The sequence below is a fragment of the Catellatospora methionotrophica genome, from assembly GCF_011297335.1.
Lineage (GTDB): Bacteria > Actinomycetota > Actinomycetes > Mycobacteriales > Micromonosporaceae > Catellatospora > Catellatospora methionotrophica.
Genome location: NZ_JAAOTJ010000002.1, coordinates 180,010 through 197,244, shown reverse-complemented (window position 1 = coordinate 197,244; position 17,235 = coordinate 180,010). Strand labels below are relative to the sequence as shown.

Here is a 17,235-nt window from a genome sequence, read left to right as displayed (position 1 = left end):
GGCCGGGACAGCCCCGGCCTCGTCGCGGCGGATCATACGAGGGGCCACCGATGTTTTCGGATACATCGCGGACGGCCGGATACGCGACCGCCGGGGCGGTATCAACGGCCCGTCGCCGCCGCTCTCCCCAACCGACATCGCTTCGGCCTCAGGAGAGAACATGCCACTCGTCAACGCCTCGATCGCGACCACTCTCGCCGCGCTGGTACAGCTCGGCGGCAGCAACCCGGCGACCGCCGCCGAGGGCACCGTCGGGCTGACCACCGACCCGGTGAACCCGCAGGCCCCGCAGTGGACGATCAACGTCACGCACTCCGGTGACGGCGACAACCGCCGCTACTTCGGCCAGGTCGTCGTCAACGCGAACTCCGACCAGGGCACCAACGCCTCGCACTACCTGGCCGCGGGCATCTACGAGACGAACCTGGCCATCGACATGACGGCCTACAACGCCGCCCCGAACGTACGCGACAGCCTGTGCCCGTTCGAGGGCTACGACGACGACCGGGTCTACCTGTACCTGACCGCCCCGATCGCGCTGCGCAACCGCGACGCCGAGCTGGAGCACTGCGCCGACCACGTGTACGCGTACAACAACTCGCTGGTGCAGCTGGACAACGCGCTGGCCGCGGTCGCCGCGCGGGGCAGGTTCGGCCCGTTCACCACGGCCGACGCGGCGACGGCGCGGGTGACCTCGGAGATCGGGCTGGCCCTGCCGGTGGCACTGCGCGGGGTCGCGATGACCCGCGCCGCGTGGGTCGCGGAGTACCTGCGGCTGTGCGGCGAGTCCAGCCAGCGTGACATCGCGGGCTACCACACGTTCGGCCTGCAGTTGCTGGGTGCGGCTCCGGCGGGGGCGATCACCTACCTGACCGGCGCGGCCCGCGACGGCGCGGGCGTGACGCCGCGGTTCGTGCAGCTGACGAACGGCACGACGGCGATCGGCGTACACGCGTCGGCGACGTTCATCGTGTGATGAGCCGTGCGAGCGCCGCGGGCCGGGCGTCGGCCCGTGGCGCTCGGCCTGGCAGGTCGTAGGGATGCATGCGGATTCTGCGAAGATATCTCCGCTCACGGGCGATTTTTACTAACGTGCCGTACATGAACCGTTTTGCGTACACCGGGCAGCGCCTTGCCGTCGCGGTGGCCACCGCCGCGCTGGCCGTCTCGGCGGCCGCCGCCCCCGCGACCGCCCATACCGGCACCGCCGTGTCGCGCGCACAGGATGTCGCGGCCCTGCCCGGCATCTCGAAACGGATCATGCCTTGTCCCAAGCCCGCCGGGCCGAAGGTGTCCGCGCCGACGCGCCCGTCGCCGCCCGCGGCCGATCCGGTCCAGCGCACCGTCGGCGGCGACCAGCTGGCCACCGCGGGCCTGGCCGTGCCCACGGGCGCGACCGCGCCGCCCGGTGTCAGCGCCACGTCGTGGCTGGTCGCCGACCTCGACAGCGGCGCGGTGCTCGGCGCGTGCGGGGCGCACGAGTACGCCACCCCGGCCAGCGTGCAGAAACTCCTGCTGGCGGCGGCCATGATCGCCAAGCTCGACCCGGAGCGGACCGTCACGATCACCCACGCCGACGTCGACATCGAGCCGGGCAGCTCCTCGGCCGGGCTGGTCGAGGGCGGTCGCTACACGATCGAGACGCTGTGGCTCGGGCTGCTGCTGGCGTCCGGCAACGACGCCGCCAACACGCTGGCCCGGCTCGGCGGCGGCACGGCAGCCGACGGCGTACGCGAGATGAACGCCGTCGCCGCGCGGCTGGGCGCGTTCCAGACGCACGCGGTGACCCCGTCCGGCCTCGACGCGCCGGGACAGTTCACCAGCGCCTACGACCTCGCCCTGATCATGCGGGCGTGCCTGGCCGAGCCCCTGTTCGGCAAGTACGCGCTCACCCGGTACACGCAGATGCCCGACCAGGGCAAGCACCACAAGGGCTTCCAGATCCAGAACCAGAACCTGCTCATCGACCACTACCCCGGCGCGCTGGGCGGCAAGACCGGCTACACCGACCTGGCCCGGCACACCTACGTCGGCGCGGCCGAACGCGACGGCAGGCGGCTGGTCGTCGCGCTGCTCGGCGCGGAGTACGTGCCGCTACGCGGCTGGGAGCAGGGCGCGGCACTGCTCGACTGGGGCTTCGCCCAGCCCGCCGACGCCGCCGTCGGCAGGCTCGTCGACCCGGGGGCCACCGCGGCGAACCCGTCCGCGGCGGCCCAGGCGGCCGACACACCCGGCACCGGCGCCAACGCGCTCGCCGGCGCCGGTGGCACGGGCACGCCGTCCCTGCTCGTCTTCGGTGCGGTGATCGCGGCGGCCGGGCTCCTGCTGTCCCTGGCCGCCCGGCGTCGCCGCGCCAGCCACGTGGCCCGCCGCTGACGGCACCGGGCCGGGTTCAGCGGCGGGCGGCGGGCCGCGCCGGGGGCGTGATCCGCACCCGCTGCACCGGACGGCTGTCGATGTCGCCGAGCTGGCCGCAGACCGTCGCGCGCAGCTCGTCGTAGTCGCCGAACGAGTGGTCCTGGAACAGGGTGTAACCGGCCCACATCAGGTTCGCGCACACCTGCGGCGGCACCTTGCCGGTGGCCGCGCCCATGCCGACCAGCGCGATCGACGTGATGCTGCCGGGCTGGCGCTCGTTCTGCAGGTGTACGGCCTGGAATGCGGCCGCGCAGGCCAGTGCCACGTTGAGCGTCTCACGTACGTTCTCCGCCGAGTGGTGCATCGTCGGCGTCGAGATCAGGAACTTGGGGTTGGCCGCGCCGGACGGCACGCACACCGCGCTGCCGATCGGCAGCGCGCCGCCGAACCCGTCCCGGATCGCGCGCTGGACCCGCAGCTCGATGCCCGCGCCGAGGTGCCGCTTGATGACCGCGTCGACGCCGCCGTTCATCGCGCCGTGCGCGTTCGTCGGGCTGACCCACGCGTCGACGTGCCGGTCGATGATCGAGCCACGGGAGATCTCGACCTCGGGGGTGTCGGCGAACGCCGACTGCCACGCCTGCACCACCTTCGCGTTGACGTCGCTCAGCACTACCTTGAGCTGGGGCTTGGAGTTGCTGACAGTCATGATTCGCTCCGGTCGCGACTAGGGATTCGGTGCAGCGGCTCGAAAGATAGCGGTCCGCACCGACGAAATCCGAGCGGGACAGTCGAGATCGAACTGCCCGCGGAGAGTTGTCGTCGGGCGGTGTTAGCGTCCGCCGGTCCGCCGTCAGCACGACCGCTCCGGGAGCACGTTCATGAGTGACAACGCCGCGCCGCCGCCGTCCGGGCAGGACGACCCGCTCGCCCTCGCCGACCTGTTCAACGGTGGTGGCGAGCCGTGGCTGCCGCTGTTGAAGCCGGTCATCGAGGCGCAGCCCGCCGCGGCGACGTTCATCGGCCCCGGCCGTGGGCCGCAGGTCGTGCCGGTCCGCGAGCTGACGTTCCAGGCGCTCAAGCCGCATCCGCCGCAGAAGTGGAAGGTCGTCGTCTTCGGGCAGAACCCCTACCCGCGCCCGGAGAGCGCGACCGGCATCGCCATGTTCGACAACACGTTCCACGACTGGAACGACAGCCAGTTCGGCAAGGTGATCAGCATCCGCTGCATCATCAAGGCCGCGGCGATGTGGAAGCACGGCATCCCGAAGAAGACCCCGATCGCCGACATCCGCAAGCTGCTGCGCGAGCACGACACCGTGCAGCCGCCGGAGTGGTTCCAGGCGATGCTGACCCAGGGCGTACTGCTGCTGAACGCCTCGCTGACCGCCAGCGCCGACGGGGCCATGGGCGTCGACCAGCACACCGCGTTCTGGCGGCCGGTCGTCGAGAAGCTCGTCGAGGAGATCCTGCGCGCCAAGCAGGCGACCGACGACGAGCAGGACAAGGGCGTCGTGTTCGCATGGTGGGGCGCGCACGCCCGCACCCTGAAGAACCTGGTCGTACGCCTGCAGAAGAAGTATCCCGGCGTCGAGGTCCGCCACATCGACCACCCCAACCCCGCCGCGCAGGGCGACATCTTCTGCGACGGCGACCACTTCGGCGCGGTCAACGAGGCGCTGCGCACGCTCGGGGCCGACGAGATCGACTGGCTGCCCGCCAAGGGCTGGAACACGGACGCGGGGTCTGACGGCCAGCCGGGCACGGCCGACCGGATGGGCGCGTTCATCGCCTCCACGATGGAACTGCACAAGCTCTACCTGGAGCGCCTCGCCAGCGTCAAGGACGAGGGCTTGGCCCTGCCCGCGATCACCGGCGTGTTCGACACCCCGCTGATGGACTTCCGCGAGGCCGTCGCCCCGGCCGCAAAACTGCTGTCCGGGCTCGACTGGTACGTGCAGAGCTCACACGACTTCGGCCGCCAGCACGCCGCGCAGGCGACCGGTGGGCTGTCGGCCGACGAGGTCGCCGCGCTGTACCTCTACACCTGCGAGTCGGCGTTCTACCGGCAGATCAACGCGACGCTGCGCCACCCCGACCGCACCCGGATCGAGCCGTACCTGCCGTACCTGCGGCTGCTGTTCTCGGCCGTGTCGCGGCTGCCCGCCCGCACCGAGCCGCTGTGGCGCGGCGTGGCGCTGGACCTGCGGGCGCCGTACCCGGTGGGCCAGACCGTGACCTGGTGGGGTGTGTCGTCCTGCACGTCGAAGCTGGGCGTGGCGCGGGCGTTCCTCGGCAGCCGGGGCAAGCGGACCATCTTCGAGGTGACCCCGGTGCGGGCGGTCGGCATCCGCAGCTTCTCCGCCTTCACCGGCGAGGAGGAGTACATCCTCGCCCCCGGCACCCAACTCACCGTGACCGACGTCCAAACCGACCGCGGCGGCCTGTGCACCGTCCACCTGACCGAACTCACCGACCAACACATGGTCTCCTGACCACCCACCCACCCACCCCCAACCCCGCCCCACCCTGCGACAACTCTTAAAGAGTCGCGGCCTCAGGGGGCTGCCGAGGCCGCGACTCTTTAAGAGTTGCGACAGGGGAAGCGGCGGGGTGGGCGGGTGGAGGCGTCCCGGTGCGCGGGCTGTACCCCCAGGCACCGGGACGGGTCGGCATGCCCCTCGGGGGCGTCGATCATCAAGTGGTGAAGTGGAGTGGCGCGGCGCGTGCGGCACGGGTCCGGTGGCGGGACGCGGGCGCATCGCGCCTCCCGCGATCTGCCACACCGCGACCGATGTGGACTCCGGCGTCGTGGCCCTTCGCCCGATGTCATCGCGGAACGCTTCGCACCTGCCCGAGCCGTGGAAACGCTCCCGCCCACCGCAGCCTCATATTAAGGCAGGTCGATCCCCTTGGCAATGACCGTCGCGCCGGTCAGGCGGCGGCAGGGTGGCGTGACAGCGCGCCGGTCAGCGCGCCCAGCAACGCTCCGAGCTGATCGCGCTCGGCCACGGGCATGGCCAGCTCTCCGATGCTCGCGCGCACCCGCTCGGCGACGCGATCGTGCAGCTGGCGGCCGCGTGGGCTGAGGTAGGCGCGGACGCGCCGGCGGTCCAGTGGATCGACCCGCCGGTACACCAGGCTGTGCTCGACGAGCTGGTCGACGACCTTGGTCAGGGTGCCGGGCGGCAGGAACGCCCCGTCGGCGACCTCGGTCATCGGGCGTCCGCCCTCGGCGGCCAGCAGCGTCAGCACCCGCCACGCCTCGGGCGAACACTGCTCGGCGCGCAGGATCGCCGACAGCCGCCGCTGCAGCAGCCGCTCCGCCTGGGTCAGCAGCTGCAGCAGATCGGGGGTCGGACCGTGGGGAGCTGGGGCGGGCAAGGTCCCTCCTCGGCCGATGGACGTGACTCATCCTATCGAACGGCTTAAGGTTCGGGAACGGCTGGAGATCGTGCCCGGTCCACGGGAACATGTGCCCATGCCCGTACCGCCGCAGCGGTTGCCAGGCCTGGTCGTCCCCGGACTGCCCGGCCGGAACACGGGCACCCTCGGTGAGACCGTGCACGTGGCACTGGTGTTCCCGATGCAGGGCCCGGCCGGGATCTTCGGTCCGACCTGCGAGCTGTGCGCGCAGCTCGCCGTCGAGGAGGTCAACCGCAACGGCGGGGTGCTGGGCCGGGAGCTGAGCCTGGTGCCGGTCGACGGCGGGGCGGCTCCGGGGCGGGTCGCCGCCGAGGTCGAGGCGCTGGTGGCGCTCGGCGCGGTGCACGGGGTGACCGGCTGGCACATCTCGTCGGTGCGCCAGGCGCTCGCGCCGCGCATCGCGCACCGTGTGCCGTACGTCTACACCGCCCTGTACGAGGGCGGCGAGCGCACCGACGGCGTCTACCTGACCAGCGAGACGCCCGACGAGCAGCTGCTGCCCGCGATGCGGCTGCTGGCCGGGGAGCACCGGGTCCGGCGCTGGTTCATCGTCGGCAACGACTACGTGTGGCCCCGGCGCACCGCGGCGGCCGCCCACCGGTACGCGGTCGAGTCCGGTACGCGGGTGTGCGGGCAGGCGTTCCTGCCGCTGGGCGTGCACGGCTTCGCCGACGTGCTGCGCCGGGTCGAGGCCAGCGCGGCCGACGCGGTGCTGATGCTGCTGGTCGGCAACGACGCGGTGCGCTTCAACCGGGCGTTCGCCGCGTCCGGCCTGGACCAGCGATGCCTGCGGCTGAGCACGCTGATGGACGAGAACATGCTGATGGCCAGCGGCGCGCACGCCACCCGTGGCCTGTTCAGCACAGCCGGGTTCTTCGCGACGCTGGTGACGCCGGAGAACCTGGACTTCCACGGCCAGTACGCGCGCCGCTTCGGCGTCGAGGCGCCGCAGCCGGGCAGCCTCGGCGAGTCCTGTTACGAGGGCGTGCTGCTGCTCGCCGCGCTGATCAACCGGGCGGGGTCGCTGGACGTGCGGGCGATCGGATCGGGTGCGGACACGGTCACCTACGAGGGCCCGCGCGGCGCGATCGCGATGCGCCGCAGGCACGCCCGCCAGCGCATCTACCTCGCCGAAGCCGACCGGCTCGACTTCAACGTGCTCACCCAGCTGTGACCGGCGCGCTGGCGATCACGTGGAACAGCCGCGCGGTCAGCGGGAACGGCATCCGGTCCGACAGCGCGATCTCCAGCCGCTCCAGCTCGGCGAAGAACGACGCGTCGTACTTGCGCTCGTCGTCGGGGATGTAGTCGCACACCGAGCGGATGCCGTAGTGCCCGAGCACGCCCGCGCCGAGCCGCCGCAGCGCGGTGCACACCTCGTCGGCGGTACGCGGATACACCGGGGTGTTGAACGTGTGGGTGAACCGCTCGGACGCGTCGAGGGTCTCGTACGCGGCGGTGAGGTCCATGTCGCGGATCGCCGCGCGCAGCGGCTCGGAGTGGGCGTTGCCCGCGATGACGCTCAGCAGCCCGCCCTCGGCCAGCGGCGCCATCACCGTCTGCAGCGTCGACTCGACGTCGGCGACGTACGGCAGCAGGTTGTGGCACAGCACCAGGTCGAAGCCCTGCTCGACGACGTCGCCGAGCTTGGCGACGTCGGACTCGATCACGGTGACCCGGTGCGCGACGCCGGTCGACTCGGCCAGCGAGCGCGCCGACACCAGCATCTGCGGCGAGTAGTCCACCAGGGTGACCTGGTGCCCGGCGACGGCGTAGCGGACCGCCTCGACGCCGTTGCCGCCGGCCACGTCGAGGATGCGCAGGCGGCGTCCGTCGAGGTGGCGGGCGATGTTGTGCTCGGCCAGGGTGTAGCGCAACCGGCCCCAGGGCGCGTCCTGCCACTGCCGCCAGGCGGACACCTTGTCGTCGAACACGTCACGGGTCACGTTGCTCATGGGTTCGACCGTAACGGTTGTCAAGCCGCCCGGCACCCCGGAACACGCGTTTACTCCATACGACGTCAGGTGCGCTTTTTCGGTCGTACGGGGGTGCGCGGGCGGCCCTCGCCCGCCACGCCGGTGAACGCGCTGGCACGGCCGCGCGGACACCGTCCGGTCACGACGGTGCGAGACTGTACGCCGCACCTCGCATAAGGAGAAGATCGATGACGACGCAGCCGCAGGCCCCGAGCACCGCCCGAATGATCGACTATTGGCTGGGCGGCACCGGCCATCACCCGGTCGACGTCGCCGCCGCGCAGGCGTTCGAGGGGGCCTACGGGCCGTGCGCGGAGATCTTCCGCTCGCTGCGGGCGTTCTCCGGGCGGGCGACACGGCAGCTGGCGACCGAGGGCGTGGACCAGTTCCTGGTCTTCGGCGCGGGCATCCCCGCCCAGGGCAACGTGCACGAGACCGCACCGGGCGCGCGGGTCCTCTACACCGACGTCGACCCGGAGATCGTCGCGGCCGGTCGCGAGCTGCTGGCCGGGCACCCGAACGTGGACTACGTGCTGGGTGACGCGGCGAATCCGGGCGGCATCGACCCGGCCGCGCTGGACCGGGCGCTGCCCGACCACGCCACCCGCCCCGTCGGGCTGATCTTCCTGGGCCTGGCCGCGTTCCTCGACGACGCGACCCTGGCCCGCGCCCTGGACGCCATGTACGACCTGGTCCCGGCGGGCAGCCAGCTGGCGTTCGACTTCGACGCCATGGAGCTGGCCGCCTACCCCGAGGCGCTGGCCATGATGGGCCCCGGCTTCCACATGCGCGAACCCGCCGACTTCGGCAAGCTGCTCGGCCGCTGGCAGGTCACCGCCGACGGCATCGTCCCGGTCGCCGACTGGCGCCCCGACGCCACCCCCGAGCAGGTCCCCGACGCCTTCTGGGGCGGCCTCGCGACCAAGTAGCCCACGGAGCGCTTGACAGGGGTCGATGGACGCATGATCCTTGTGGCCGGGTGCGGCGGCGCGTTCCCTGACCGATCGTCTGCCGATCAGGAGCGTCCCATGCCGTACACCCGCCGCCATGTCCTGCGACTGGGCACCGCGACCCTGGTCGTCGCCGCCGTCCCGGCCGTCTCGCTGCCCGCCCTCGCCGCCGCCGCCGTCACCGCCGACCTGGTGATCTACGGCGCGACGTCGGCGGGCATCGCCGCCGCCGTCACCGCCCGGCGGCTGGGCCGCAGCGCGCTGATCGTCGAGCCGGGTGCGCACGTCGGCGGCCTGTCCACCGGCGGCCTCGGCATGACCGACAGCGGCGTCAAGGCCGCCATCGGCGGCCTCGCGGGCGAGTTCTACCGCCGGGTGTACGCCAAGTACAACGGCACCGCCGTCACCCCGACCTCGCCCGCCCGGTTCACGTTCGAACCGCACGTCGCGGCCACCATCTTCGACGAGCTGCTGGCCGAGGCGGCCGTGCCCGTCTACCTGAACACGCGGCTGTCCGGGGTGACCATGTCCGGCAACCGGATCACGGAGCTGGCCTGCGACAACGGTCAGGCGTTCCGGGCGCCGATGTTCGTCGACGCGACGTACGAGGGTGACCTGATGGCGCGGGCCGGGGTCGGCTGGACGGCGGGGCGCGAGGCCAACAGCGCCTACGGCGAGACGATCAACGGGGTGCAGCTGCGCAGCGGGCACCAGTTCAACCGGTTCGTGGACCCGTACGTGACCGCGGGCAGCGCGGCCAGCGGGCTGCTGCCCGGCATCTCGGCGGCCCCGGTCGCGCCCACCGGCAGCGGGGACGGGCGGATCCAGGCCTACAACTTCCGGATGTGCCTGACCCAGGCCGCCAACCGGATCCCGTTCGCCAAGCCCACGGGCTACGACGCGATCGGCTACGAGCCGCTGGCCCGCTACGTGCAGGCCGGATACACCGGCCCGTTCTTCACCACGCACCAGGTCGGCGGCGGCAAGACCGACTCCAACAACGACGGGGCGTTCTCCACCGACTTCATCGGCCAGAACTACACCTACCCGACCGCGTCGTACGCCACCCGCGCGAGCATGGTCGAGGAGCACCGCGTCTACCAGCAGGGACTCATGTGGTTCCTGGCCAACGACCCGCGCCTGCCCGCCTCGGTGCGCAGCGCGACCGCGTCGTGGGGCCTGGCCGCCGACGAGTTCACCGGCAACGGCGGCTGGCCGACCCAGCTGTACATCCGCGAGGCGCGGCGCATGGTCTCGGCGTACGTGATGACCGAGGCCGACTGCCGCGGCGGCCGGACCGCGGCCGACTCGGTCGGGCTGGCCAGCTACACCATGGACTCGCACAACTGCCAGCGCGTCGTGGTCGCGGGTGCGCTGAAGAACGAGGGCGACGTGCAGATCGGTGTGCCGCAGCCGTTCGGGATCAGCTACCGCTCGATCGTGCCCGTGGAGTCGCAGTGCGCGAACCTGCTGGTGCCGGTGTGCCTGTCGGCGAGCCACATCGCGTACGGCTCGATCCGGATGGAACCCGTGTTCATGATCCTCGCGCAGTCGGCGGCGACCGCCGCGCACCTGGCGATCACCGCCGGGTCGGCCGTGCAGCAGGTGCCGATCGCGTCCCTGCAGGCCCGGCTGCGCGCCGACGGGCAGCTGCTGACCTGGCCGCTCACCACGCCCGGCGAGATCGTCGTGGACAGTTCGACGTCGGCCGGGGTGACCCGGGCGGGTGTCTGGCTGAAGTCCACCTCGATCGCCGGATACCACGGCGCGGACTACGAGCACGACGACAACACCAACAAGGGCGTCAACCGGCTGCGGTTCACCCCGGCGATCCCGGTGACCGGCTCCTACCAGGTGTTCCTGCGGTGGACGTCGCACGCCAACCGGGCGAGCAACGTGCCCGTCGACGTCTGCGCGGGCGGCACGGTCACCACCCGCACCGTCGACCAGCGCACCGGCGGCGGCCAGTGGGTGTCACTGGGCACGTTCACCCTGCCCGCCGGGTCCTCCCCCACCGCCGCCAGCGTGCTGATCCGCACCGAGGCCACCGACGGGTACGTGGTCGCCGACGCCGCCCGCTTCGTCGCGGCGTGACAGGATCGGCGGTGTGACGACTGCTCGTTTCGGCCCGGTGTCGCGGGTCGCGGCCCTGGCCGACGTGCACGGCAACGTGCCCGCGCTGCTCGCGGTGCTCGACGAGGTCGCCGCCGTCGGCGTCGACCTGATCGTGTTCCTGGGCGACCTGAGCTGGGGACCCGAACCGCAGACCACCGTCGACCTGGTACGGGAGCTGGGGCGGCGGGCGGTGTTAGTACGCGGCAATGCCGACCGTGCCGTCGTCGAGCTGGCCCGTGGCGAACGTGAGCACACCCGCCCCCGCGACCCGTGGATGGTCCGGCAGCACACGCCCGAAGCGGTCGAGTTCCTTGCCACGTTCCCGCTCAGCGTCGTCGTCGACGTGACCGGCCTGGGCGCGGTGCGGTTCTGCCACGGCTCACCGCGCGACGACACCGAGTGCGTGACGCCGCAGACGTCCGAGGAGCGGTTCGCCGACCTGTCCCGTGACGTCGACGAGCAGGTCATCGTCACCGGGCACACCCACCTGCAGTTCGACCGCCAGGTCGCCGAGCGGCGCAGCGTCAACCCCGGCAGCGTCGGCCTGCCCTACCACCTGGGCGCACCCGGCACCGCCTACTGGGCCCTGCTCGGCCCCGGCGTCGACCTGCGCGCTACCCGGTACGACGTCCAGGAGGCGGTCGACCGCTGCCGGACGACCGGCGACCCGAGCGGCGACACCGTCGTGCGCTACCTGCTGACCCCGCCGACGCCGGACGAGGTCGTCGCCGACGCCGAGAGCCGCGTCTTCGCCGACTGACCGGCCTACCGTTGTCCGGGCGGCGGCATCGGCATCGTGCCGTTCTCGATCTGCGTTACGGCCTTGACCGCGTCGGCCCAGGGGACCCCGGTCGCGTCGCGCCAGACCTTCACGGCCTGGACGAGTCGCCGCCGGTCCAGGAGCATCCGCACCTGCTGCACCAGCGCGACGGCGTCCGGATCCGGGGCGGCCGTCCGGGCGTGCGCCGCCGCCCGCACCGCGAGCGCGGACCCGAGCAGGTCCTTCGGGTCGACGCGCCGGCGCCGCCGGGAGATCCACACGCCGATCCGCACGAGCATCAGAACGACGGCGGCCACCATGAACGGGGTCATCCGCACAAGCTACCGGGCAGTCACCCGCCACACCCGCCCCGATGCCATCGAGGCGGGTGCGAGTCCGGCCCTCGCCGGCCTGGGGGTCCCACGCGCCGCCCACCCCCGGCGCAACTCTTAAAGAGTCGCGGCCTGCGTGTCTGTCCGAAGGCGTGACTCCTTAAGAGTTGCGGCAGAGGGGTGGGCGGCGGCAGGCTGCCCATCAGGCCTGGGCGGCGACGGCGCGCAGTTGGCCGAGCGTGGTGCGGAAGCCCTTGCTCGAGGCGGCCGGGTCCTCGGCGAGCAGGCCGCTGACGGCCATCGCCTGCGAGCGCGTCGTCGCGGAGGCCGCGTCGTCGGAACCGGTCACGTCGAACACGCCGAAGTCGCCGCTCAGCGTGGCGAACGCGTCCCCGTCCTGGGCCAGGTAGAGCACGACCGTCTGGCCGGGCTCCAGCTTCGACATGTGCGCCATGTCGACGGTCTGGCCGTTGAGGCCGGTGAGGGTGATCCGGTCCCCGGCCTTGGCGGTGGCTCCGTTGGCGGCGCGCAGCACCTCGTCGACCCGGAACCCGCTCGCCTCGACCTGCCCGCGGGCGATGACGTCGGCGGCGGCGGTCAGTTCCTTGACCGTGGTGTACCCGCGCAGCTTGCCCTTGATCGGCGGCGCGGCGGGCTCGCTCGGCGCGGCGGCCGCGCTGGTGGCCGGAGCCGCCGCCGGGGTGGCCGGGTCGGCGGTGCAGGCGGCCAGCCCGGCCGCGGCGAACAGGGCCACGGTCGCTGCCAGAGCGCGGGTGCGGTGGGGGTGGTCGTTCATGGCACGCTCCTAGCGTCTCGGCGCCGGTCCACGCGGTTCCCGCCCGGACCACGGCGCTGCTTTCGCCATGTATCTGTGCGTCCCGGCCGCCGAGTTCCCGATTTTCCCGGACTGATTCCCGGGCGCGCTCGCGGTGAGGCGCCGCCCAGCGGTCGGCGTCGCTCAGCCGCGTTCGCGGGCGAGCGCGCGCAGTTCCGCCAGTGTCGCGGTGAACCGCCGGTCGGCGGCGGTCGCGTCCTCTTCCCGCAGCCCGCTGACCGAGAACATCGACGAGCGCGCCGTGACCGTGTCGCCGGTGACGTCGAACACGCCGAAGTCACCGCTGAGCGGGGTGTAGACGGGCACGGCCGCCTGCGGATCGTCGGCGCTGAGGTAGAGGACCGCGTGCTGGCCGCCCTCCAGCCGGGACATTACCGAGACCTCGGGCACCCGCAGCGTGATGACGGCGGTCGCGGGCAGCCGGGGCAGCCGGTAGAGCACCTCGGCGACGCCGAACACCGCCGTCCGGTCGGCCCCGGCCCCGTCGACGCGCAGCACGTCGCCGCGCACCACCAGGTCGGCGGTGTCGGTGAGCTGGCGGACGGTGCCGTACGCCCGGATCTTGAGCGAGGCTCCCCCGCCGGTGGGTTCGGCGGCCGGGGTGGAGGCGCCCGGCGTCGGGATCGCGACCACGGGATCGCCGCCGCCGGTCGCGATCACCGCCGCGACCGTGCCCGCGACGGCGACCAGCGCGGCCGTCGCCAGGGCGGGCCGCAGCAGGCCCCACCGGGGCGTACGGCGCGCCGGGACGGCGGTCCGGGCGGGCTCGGTGATCGCCGACAGCAGGCGCTCGCGGTGCAGTTCGCGGCGTCCCGGGGGCAGCTCACGCTGGCCGGGGTCGGGCAGCAGTTCGGCGAGCTCCGCCCACTCGGACGGATCCAGCGGCGGGTGCTTCATCGGTGGCCCTCCTCTGCCAGACGAACGGTGGTGTCTTTCATCTGTCCGGCAGGACCGGCCGGGTTCCGTGCTGATCGCGGTCTGTCGTCGACGAGCTGCCGCAGTTTGGTCCGCGCCCGCGAGAGCCGGGACCGCACCGTGCCGACCGGGATGCCCAGCGCCTGCGCGGCGGCCTCGTACTCCAGGCCCTCCCACAGGCACAGCGTGATCACCTCCCGCTCCTGGCGGCGCAGCGACGCCAGCGCGTCGATCGCGGCGGTGAGCCGACCGCTGTCGTCGAGCCGCCCGGCGACCTCGTCGGCGTGGTCGGGCGCGGTGAACTCGGCCGCGTGCAGCGCCGACGCCGCGGCCCGGTAGCGGCGGTTGCTGCGGGTGTGGTTACGTGCCTCGTTGGTGGCGATGCCGAGCAGCCACGGCCGCAGCGAGCCGCCGTCGTCGCTGATCCGGTCCCGCGAGCGCCAGGCCTGCAGGTACGTGGCGGCCATCACGTCCTCCGCGGTCGACCAGTCGGCGGTGAGCCGGAACGCGTGGTTGTAGACCGACCGCGCGTACTGGTCGAACAGCTCGGCGAACGCGCTGGCATCGCCCGCCCTGATCCGGGCGCGCAGACTCGACTCCATGACCACTTCTCTGTCCGGCGGACGCCGCGAGTTCCCGTGATCCAGGCCACTCCGGTCGCGCCCCTTGGCACCCCGCGACCCTATCCACCTGCGGTCCCGCACGGCCACCGCCGCCCGCCCCGGCCCCGGCACCGCCCGCCCCGCCGGTGATGATCACCGTTTGTGGTCAGAACGTGGGGTCAGAGCGCAGTTCTTGACCGGAAACAGTGATCTTCGCCCGGAAGCTGGCCCACTCCCCGCGCCGGACCGGGCGGTCCGGCGCGGAAGACCGCTCAGCCGCGCCGCTCGATCTGGGCGCGGACACGCAGGAAGGCGGACTTGGCCTCACTCTGGTCGTAGTCCCAGAGCATGATCATGCCGATGCTGCCGCTGTCGGCCCAGATGCACACGAAGACGCTGCCGAGGATCTGCTGGTGGCCACACTTCGCCGCGCCGCCGAGCCAACCGGCGGGCACGGTGGCGAAACCGGTGAACCCGTCCTCGCCCATGCGCTGCGACAGCCACTGCACCTCGCTCGCGGGGGTGCCGAGCCTGCTCGACGTGGCCGCGTAGAAGGCGAGCTTCTTCCCGGCGACCTCCTCCTCGTCGCCGTATGCTCCCGACACCCACTTGGCCTGCGGATAGTGCTGCTTGATGTCATCGGGCAGCGGGCCACCAGTCCCCGGCGCCTTGGCGATGCCCTCCAGCGACGCCGGAACCCGCAGCGTGATCTTCACCGCGGCCTTGCTCGGCGACCTCGACGGCGTGGGCTTCACCGACGGTTTCACCGAGGGGGACGGCAGCGCGGACGGCGACACCGACGGCTGAACGGACGGCGACGGCGATGCCGACACGTCCGCGGTGTTGAACGCGGCCGGCGCGGTGGCGAGTGGGGTCTGCCCGTCGTCGCCGGAGGACACCCAGGCCACCGCCCCGCCGCCGACGGCGAGCACCGCCACCAGGGCGAGCGCCGCCCACAGCCCGCGGCGGGGCCGGTCGGCCGACGGCACGACCTCGGTGTCGCCGCCCTGCGAGTGCTCCTGCATGTGCCCACTCCCTGCCATCCACGATGAACCCGGTCCGCGGTGACCACCGGGCCGGGTCCAACGAAGTTAGGGCACGACGGCGAGCCGCCGACACCCACGAACGGTCGGAGATCCTCTTCGTACGATCACTTGACCGTCCATGATCGAGTAGCGATAAAGTTTCGGGAAGATGACGGGCAGCCCTTGTGAGCGTTCGCCTGACCCCCTAACCTCAGATCCACGACGCGTCCGGGATCGTCGAACACCGATCTGTGGGCCGGGTGGGGAACACCGCAGCCACCCAGCGTCGTGGCACCGGCGCAACGCCCGTTCACGCACCCGCAGGCTCCGATCCCTGCGGCGGCCGTCCACCTCCGACGATGGCGCTCCCTGGCCGCAAATGTGAGCGCTCACAAGGAGTAGATCGCCTCAATCACGACAACTTAACAACGCCCCGATCAGGACCGACGCCCACGGCGACGGCCCCGACCACGTCTGTGCCCGATCACGGCCACGCCGCCGGGCACCCGCCCTCCGCTCCCCGGAAGGAACCACCTTGACCACCAGACGCGAGCTGCTGTCCGGCCTGCTGTCCACCGCCGCGGCCACCGCGACCGGCGGGCTGGCCCTGGCCGCCACCGGCTCCCCCGCCCACGCCGCCGCGCCGCTGACCGGCTACGTGATGGGCTACTTCACCGAGTCGCCCAACCGGCTGGCCGACAACTACGGCCTGCACCTGGCGATCAGCACCGACGGGCTGAACTGGACTCCGCTCAACCACAACAACGCCGTGGTCACCCCGACCGCCGGCACCGGCGGCCTGCGCGACCCGTTCATCCTGCGCAGACGCGACGACACGTTCGTCGTGCTGGCCACCGACCTGACCGGCACCGACTTCACCCAGCCGAACCAGTACATCCACGTCTGGGACTCGGCCGACCTGCGCAGCTTCACCGGCTACCGGCGGGTCCGGATGCACACCATGAACACCCACACCTGGGCCCCGGAGGCGTTCTGGGACAGCGCCCGCGGCCAGTACGGCATCATCTACTCCGCGCACAACGGCACCCGCGACGTGTTCATGGTCAACTACACGACCGACTTCGTGAACGTCGGCAGCGCGCAGGTGTTCTTCGACCCCGGCTTCAACGTCCTCGACGCGACCGTGCACCTGGGCGGCGGCACGAACTACCTGTACTACAAGAACCTCGCCGACGGCAGGCTCTACGGGGCGCGCTCCAACACCCTCAACCCCCACAGCTTCAGCACGTACACCAGCGGCATCGTCAACGGCGGCATCGAAGCCCCGATCGTGGTCAAAGCCAACGACCGCAACGAGTGGTGGCTGTGGGGCGACTCCTTCAGCCCCGTCAACGGCGAGTTCTACGTGTGGCGCAGCGGCGACGTCAACGCCAACGCGTGGACGGCGCTGGACAAGGCCGCCTACACGCAGCCGCTCAACGCCAAGCACGCCACCATCGCGGCGATCACCGCCACCGAGCACGCCAACCTGCTCAGCCGGTGGGGCGCGCCGACGTGGAACCGGATCAAGTCGTACAACCTCCCGGACCGGCTGATCCGCCACGCCAACCGGGTCGGGCGCATCGACCCGTACCCGTTCGACCCGTACGCCGACAGCCAGTGGCGGCTGCGGCCCGGCCTGGCCGACGCGTCAGGGGTGTCGTTCGAGTCGGTCAACCTGCCCGGCAACTACCTGCGCCACAGCGGCTACGTGGTCGGCCTGGCCGCCAACGACGGCACCGCCCTGTTCGCCGCCGACGCGACGTTCCACCGCACCGCGGGCCTGGCCAACAGCGCCTGGACGTCGTTCCGCTCGCACAACTTCCCCGACCGCCACCTGCGCCACAGCAACTACCTGCTGCGCATCGACGTGCTCGGCTCCGGCTCGCCCGCCGCCGACCGGGCCGACGCGACCTTCCAGCTCGGCTACTGAAAGGACCC

General features: G+C 72.1%; 16 protein-coding genes. 8 read left to right on the top strand and 8 right to left on the bottom strand.

Going from position 1 to position 17,235, the window contains the following annotated elements; translation table 11 throughout:
* Positions 1-160: 160 nt before the first annotated feature.
* Together HAV40_RS08190 and HAV40_RS08185 are read left to right on the top strand one after the other, a co-directional pair.
* The gene (locus HAV40_RS08190; protein ID WP_166380267.1) at positions 161-976 is read left to right on the top strand and encodes a hypothetical protein; all 816 of its coding nucleotides are present in this window, start codon (positions 161-163) and stop codon (positions 974-976) included.
* A 125-nt stretch (positions 977-1,101) separates the two neighbouring features.
* On the top strand, positions 1,102-2,376 hold the full coding sequence (locus HAV40_RS08185) for a D-alanyl-D-alanine carboxypeptidase family protein (RefSeq protein ID WP_166380266.1): 1,275 nt from the start codon (positions 1,102-1,104) through the stop codon (positions 2,374-2,376).
* A 16-nt stretch (positions 2,377-2,392) separates the two neighbouring features.
* Here HAV40_RS08185 and HAV40_RS08180 read toward each other — a convergent pair whose 3' ends face one another.
* Positions 2,393-3,067: a macro domain-containing protein gene (locus HAV40_RS08180; RefSeq protein ID WP_166380265.1), complete on the bottom strand. Its 675-nt coding sequence runs from the start codon at positions 3,065-3,067 to the stop codon at positions 2,393-2,395.
* A gap of 172 nt (positions 3,068-3,239) precedes the next feature.
* Between HAV40_RS08180 and HAV40_RS08175 the strand changes: the two genes are divergently transcribed.
* A complete protein-coding gene (locus tag HAV40_RS08175) occupies positions 3,240-4,853 on the top strand; it encodes an ADP-ribosyltransferase domain-containing protein (protein ID WP_166380264.1) in 1,614 nt (537 codons plus the stop codon).
* A 439-nt stretch (positions 4,854-5,292) separates the two neighbouring features.
* Here the strand turns inward: HAV40_RS08175 and HAV40_RS08170 are convergent, their stop codons facing one another.
* Complete coding sequence (locus HAV40_RS08170) at positions 5,293-5,742, bottom strand: MarR family winged helix-turn-helix transcriptional regulator (RefSeq protein WP_239085700.1); 450 nt, start codon at positions 5,740-5,742, stop codon at positions 5,293-5,295.
* Between the two features lie 97 nt (positions 5,743-5,839).
* Here HAV40_RS08170 and HAV40_RS08165 point away from each other — a divergent pair, with 97 nt between their 5' ends.
* Complete coding sequence (locus tag HAV40_RS08165; RefSeq protein WP_166380263.1) at positions 5,840-6,958, top strand: substrate-binding domain-containing protein; 1,119 nt, start codon at positions 5,840-5,842, stop codon at positions 6,956-6,958.
* Here HAV40_RS08165 and HAV40_RS08160 read toward each other — a convergent pair.
* Positions 6,945-7,739, bottom strand: coding sequence for a methyltransferase domain-containing protein (locus tag HAV40_RS08160; RefSeq protein ID WP_166380262.1), 795 nt, complete (start codon positions 7,737-7,739; stop codon positions 6,945-6,947). The two genes, HAV40_RS08165 and HAV40_RS08160, sit on opposite strands and share 14 nt — an antisense overlap.
* Positions 7,740-7,948: 209 nt before the next feature.
* On the opposite strand from HAV40_RS08160, the gene HAV40_RS08155 reads away from it, so the two are divergent.
* From HAV40_RS08155 to HAV40_RS08145, 3 genes are all read left to right on the top strand, one after another.
* Positions 7,949-8,689 (top strand): SAM-dependent methyltransferase, encoded by a 741-nt coding sequence (locus HAV40_RS08155; protein ID WP_166380261.1) that lies wholly within the window; start codon positions 7,949-7,951, stop codon positions 8,687-8,689.
* A gap of 99 nt (positions 8,690-8,788) precedes the next feature.
* The gene (locus tag HAV40_RS08150) at positions 8,789-10,804 is read left to right on the top strand and encodes an FAD-dependent oxidoreductase (protein ID WP_203670904.1); all 2,016 of its coding nucleotides are present in this window, start codon (positions 8,789-8,791) and stop codon (positions 10,802-10,804) included.
* Between the two features lie 13 nt (positions 10,805-10,817).
* Positions 10,818-11,585 (top strand): metallophosphoesterase family protein, encoded by a 768-nt coding sequence (locus tag HAV40_RS08145; RefSeq protein ID WP_239085701.1) that lies wholly within the window; start codon positions 10,818-10,820, stop codon positions 11,583-11,585.
* 5 nt (positions 11,586-11,590) lie between these two features.
* On the opposite strand, the gene HAV40_RS08140 is transcribed toward HAV40_RS08145, so the two are convergent.
* From HAV40_RS08140 to HAV40_RS08120, 5 genes are all read right to left on the bottom strand, one after another.
* On the bottom strand, positions 11,591-11,917 hold the full coding sequence (locus HAV40_RS08140; RefSeq protein WP_166380260.1) for a hypothetical protein: 327 nt from the start codon (positions 11,915-11,917) through the stop codon (positions 11,591-11,593).
* Positions 11,918-12,119: 202 nt separating this feature from the next.
* Positions 12,120-12,713: a hypothetical protein gene (locus HAV40_RS08135; RefSeq protein ID WP_166380259.1), complete on the bottom strand. Its 594-nt coding sequence runs from the start codon at positions 12,711-12,713 to the stop codon at positions 12,120-12,122.
* A 162-nt stretch (positions 12,714-12,875) separates the two neighbouring features.
* The gene (locus HAV40_RS08130) at positions 12,876-13,649 is read right to left on the bottom strand and encodes a hypothetical protein (protein WP_166380258.1); all 774 of its coding nucleotides are present in this window, start codon (positions 13,647-13,649) and stop codon (positions 12,876-12,878) included.
* On the bottom strand, positions 13,646-14,269 hold the full coding sequence (locus HAV40_RS08125) for an RNA polymerase sigma factor (protein ID WP_203670905.1): 624 nt from the start codon (positions 14,267-14,269) through the stop codon (positions 13,646-13,648). The genes HAV40_RS08130 and HAV40_RS08125 overlap by 4 nt, the downstream gene beginning before the upstream one ends.
* 272 nt (positions 14,270-14,541) lie before the next feature.
* Positions 14,542-15,294, bottom strand: a complete 753-nt coding sequence (locus tag HAV40_RS08120; RefSeq protein ID WP_166380257.1) for a hypothetical protein — start codon at positions 15,292-15,294, stop codon at positions 14,542-14,544.
* 535 nt (positions 15,295-15,829) lie between these two features.
* Here HAV40_RS08120 and HAV40_RS08115 point away from each other — a divergent pair.
* Positions 15,830-17,227, top strand: a complete 1,398-nt coding sequence (locus HAV40_RS08115; protein WP_166380256.1) for a glycoside hydrolase family 43 protein — start codon at positions 15,830-15,832, stop codon at positions 17,225-17,227.
* The last annotated feature ends 8 nt before the right edge of the window (positions 17,228-17,235 follow it).

Bases quoted from the DNA above. Each gene is read 5' to 3' on its own strand.
- HAV40_RS08165 (WP_166380263.1), top strand. From the start codon at position 5,840: ATGCCCGTACCGCCGCAGCGGTTGCCAGGCCTGGTCGTCCCCGGACTG.
- HAV40_RS08140 (WP_166380260.1), bottom strand. From the start codon at position 11,917: ATGACCCCGTTCATGGTGGCCGCCGTCGTTCTGATGCTCGTGCGGATC.
- HAV40_RS08185 (WP_166380266.1), top strand. From the start codon at position 1,102: ATGAACCGTTTTGCGTACACCGGGCAGCGCCTTGCCGTCGCGGTGGCC.
- HAV40_RS08175 (WP_166380264.1), top strand. From the start codon at position 3,240: ATGAGTGACAACGCCGCGCCGCCGCCGTCCGGGCAGGACGACCCGCTC.
- HAV40_RS08160 (WP_166380262.1), bottom strand. From the start codon at position 7,739: ATGAGCAACGTGACCCGTGACGTGTTCGACGACAAGGTGTCCGCCTGG.
- HAV40_RS08135 (WP_166380259.1), bottom strand. From the start codon at position 12,713: ATGAACGACCACCCCCACCGCACCCGCGCTCTGGCAGCGACCGTGGCC.
- HAV40_RS08130 (WP_166380258.1), bottom strand. From the start codon at position 13,649: ATGAAGCACCCGCCGCTGGATCCGTCCGAGTGGGCGGAGCTCGCCGAA.
- HAV40_RS08150 (WP_203670904.1), top strand. From the start codon at position 8,789: ATGCCGTACACCCGCCGCCATGTCCTGCGACTGGGCACCGCGACCCTG.
- HAV40_RS08180 (WP_166380265.1), bottom strand. From the start codon at position 3,067: ATGACTGTCAGCAACTCCAAGCCCCAGCTCAAGGTAGTGCTGAGCGAC.
- HAV40_RS08120 (WP_166380257.1), bottom strand. From the start codon at position 15,294: ATGCAGGAGCACTCGCAGGGCGGCGACACCGAGGTCGTGCCGTCGGCC.
- HAV40_RS08125 (WP_203670905.1), bottom strand. From the start codon at position 14,269: ATGGAGTCGAGTCTGCGCGCCCGGATCAGGGCGGGCGATGCCAGCGCG.
- HAV40_RS08155 (WP_166380261.1), top strand. From the start codon at position 7,949: ATGACGACGCAGCCGCAGGCCCCGAGCACCGCCCGAATGATCGACTAT.
- HAV40_RS08190 (WP_166380267.1), top strand. From the start codon at position 161: ATGCCACTCGTCAACGCCTCGATCGCGACCACTCTCGCCGCGCTGGTA.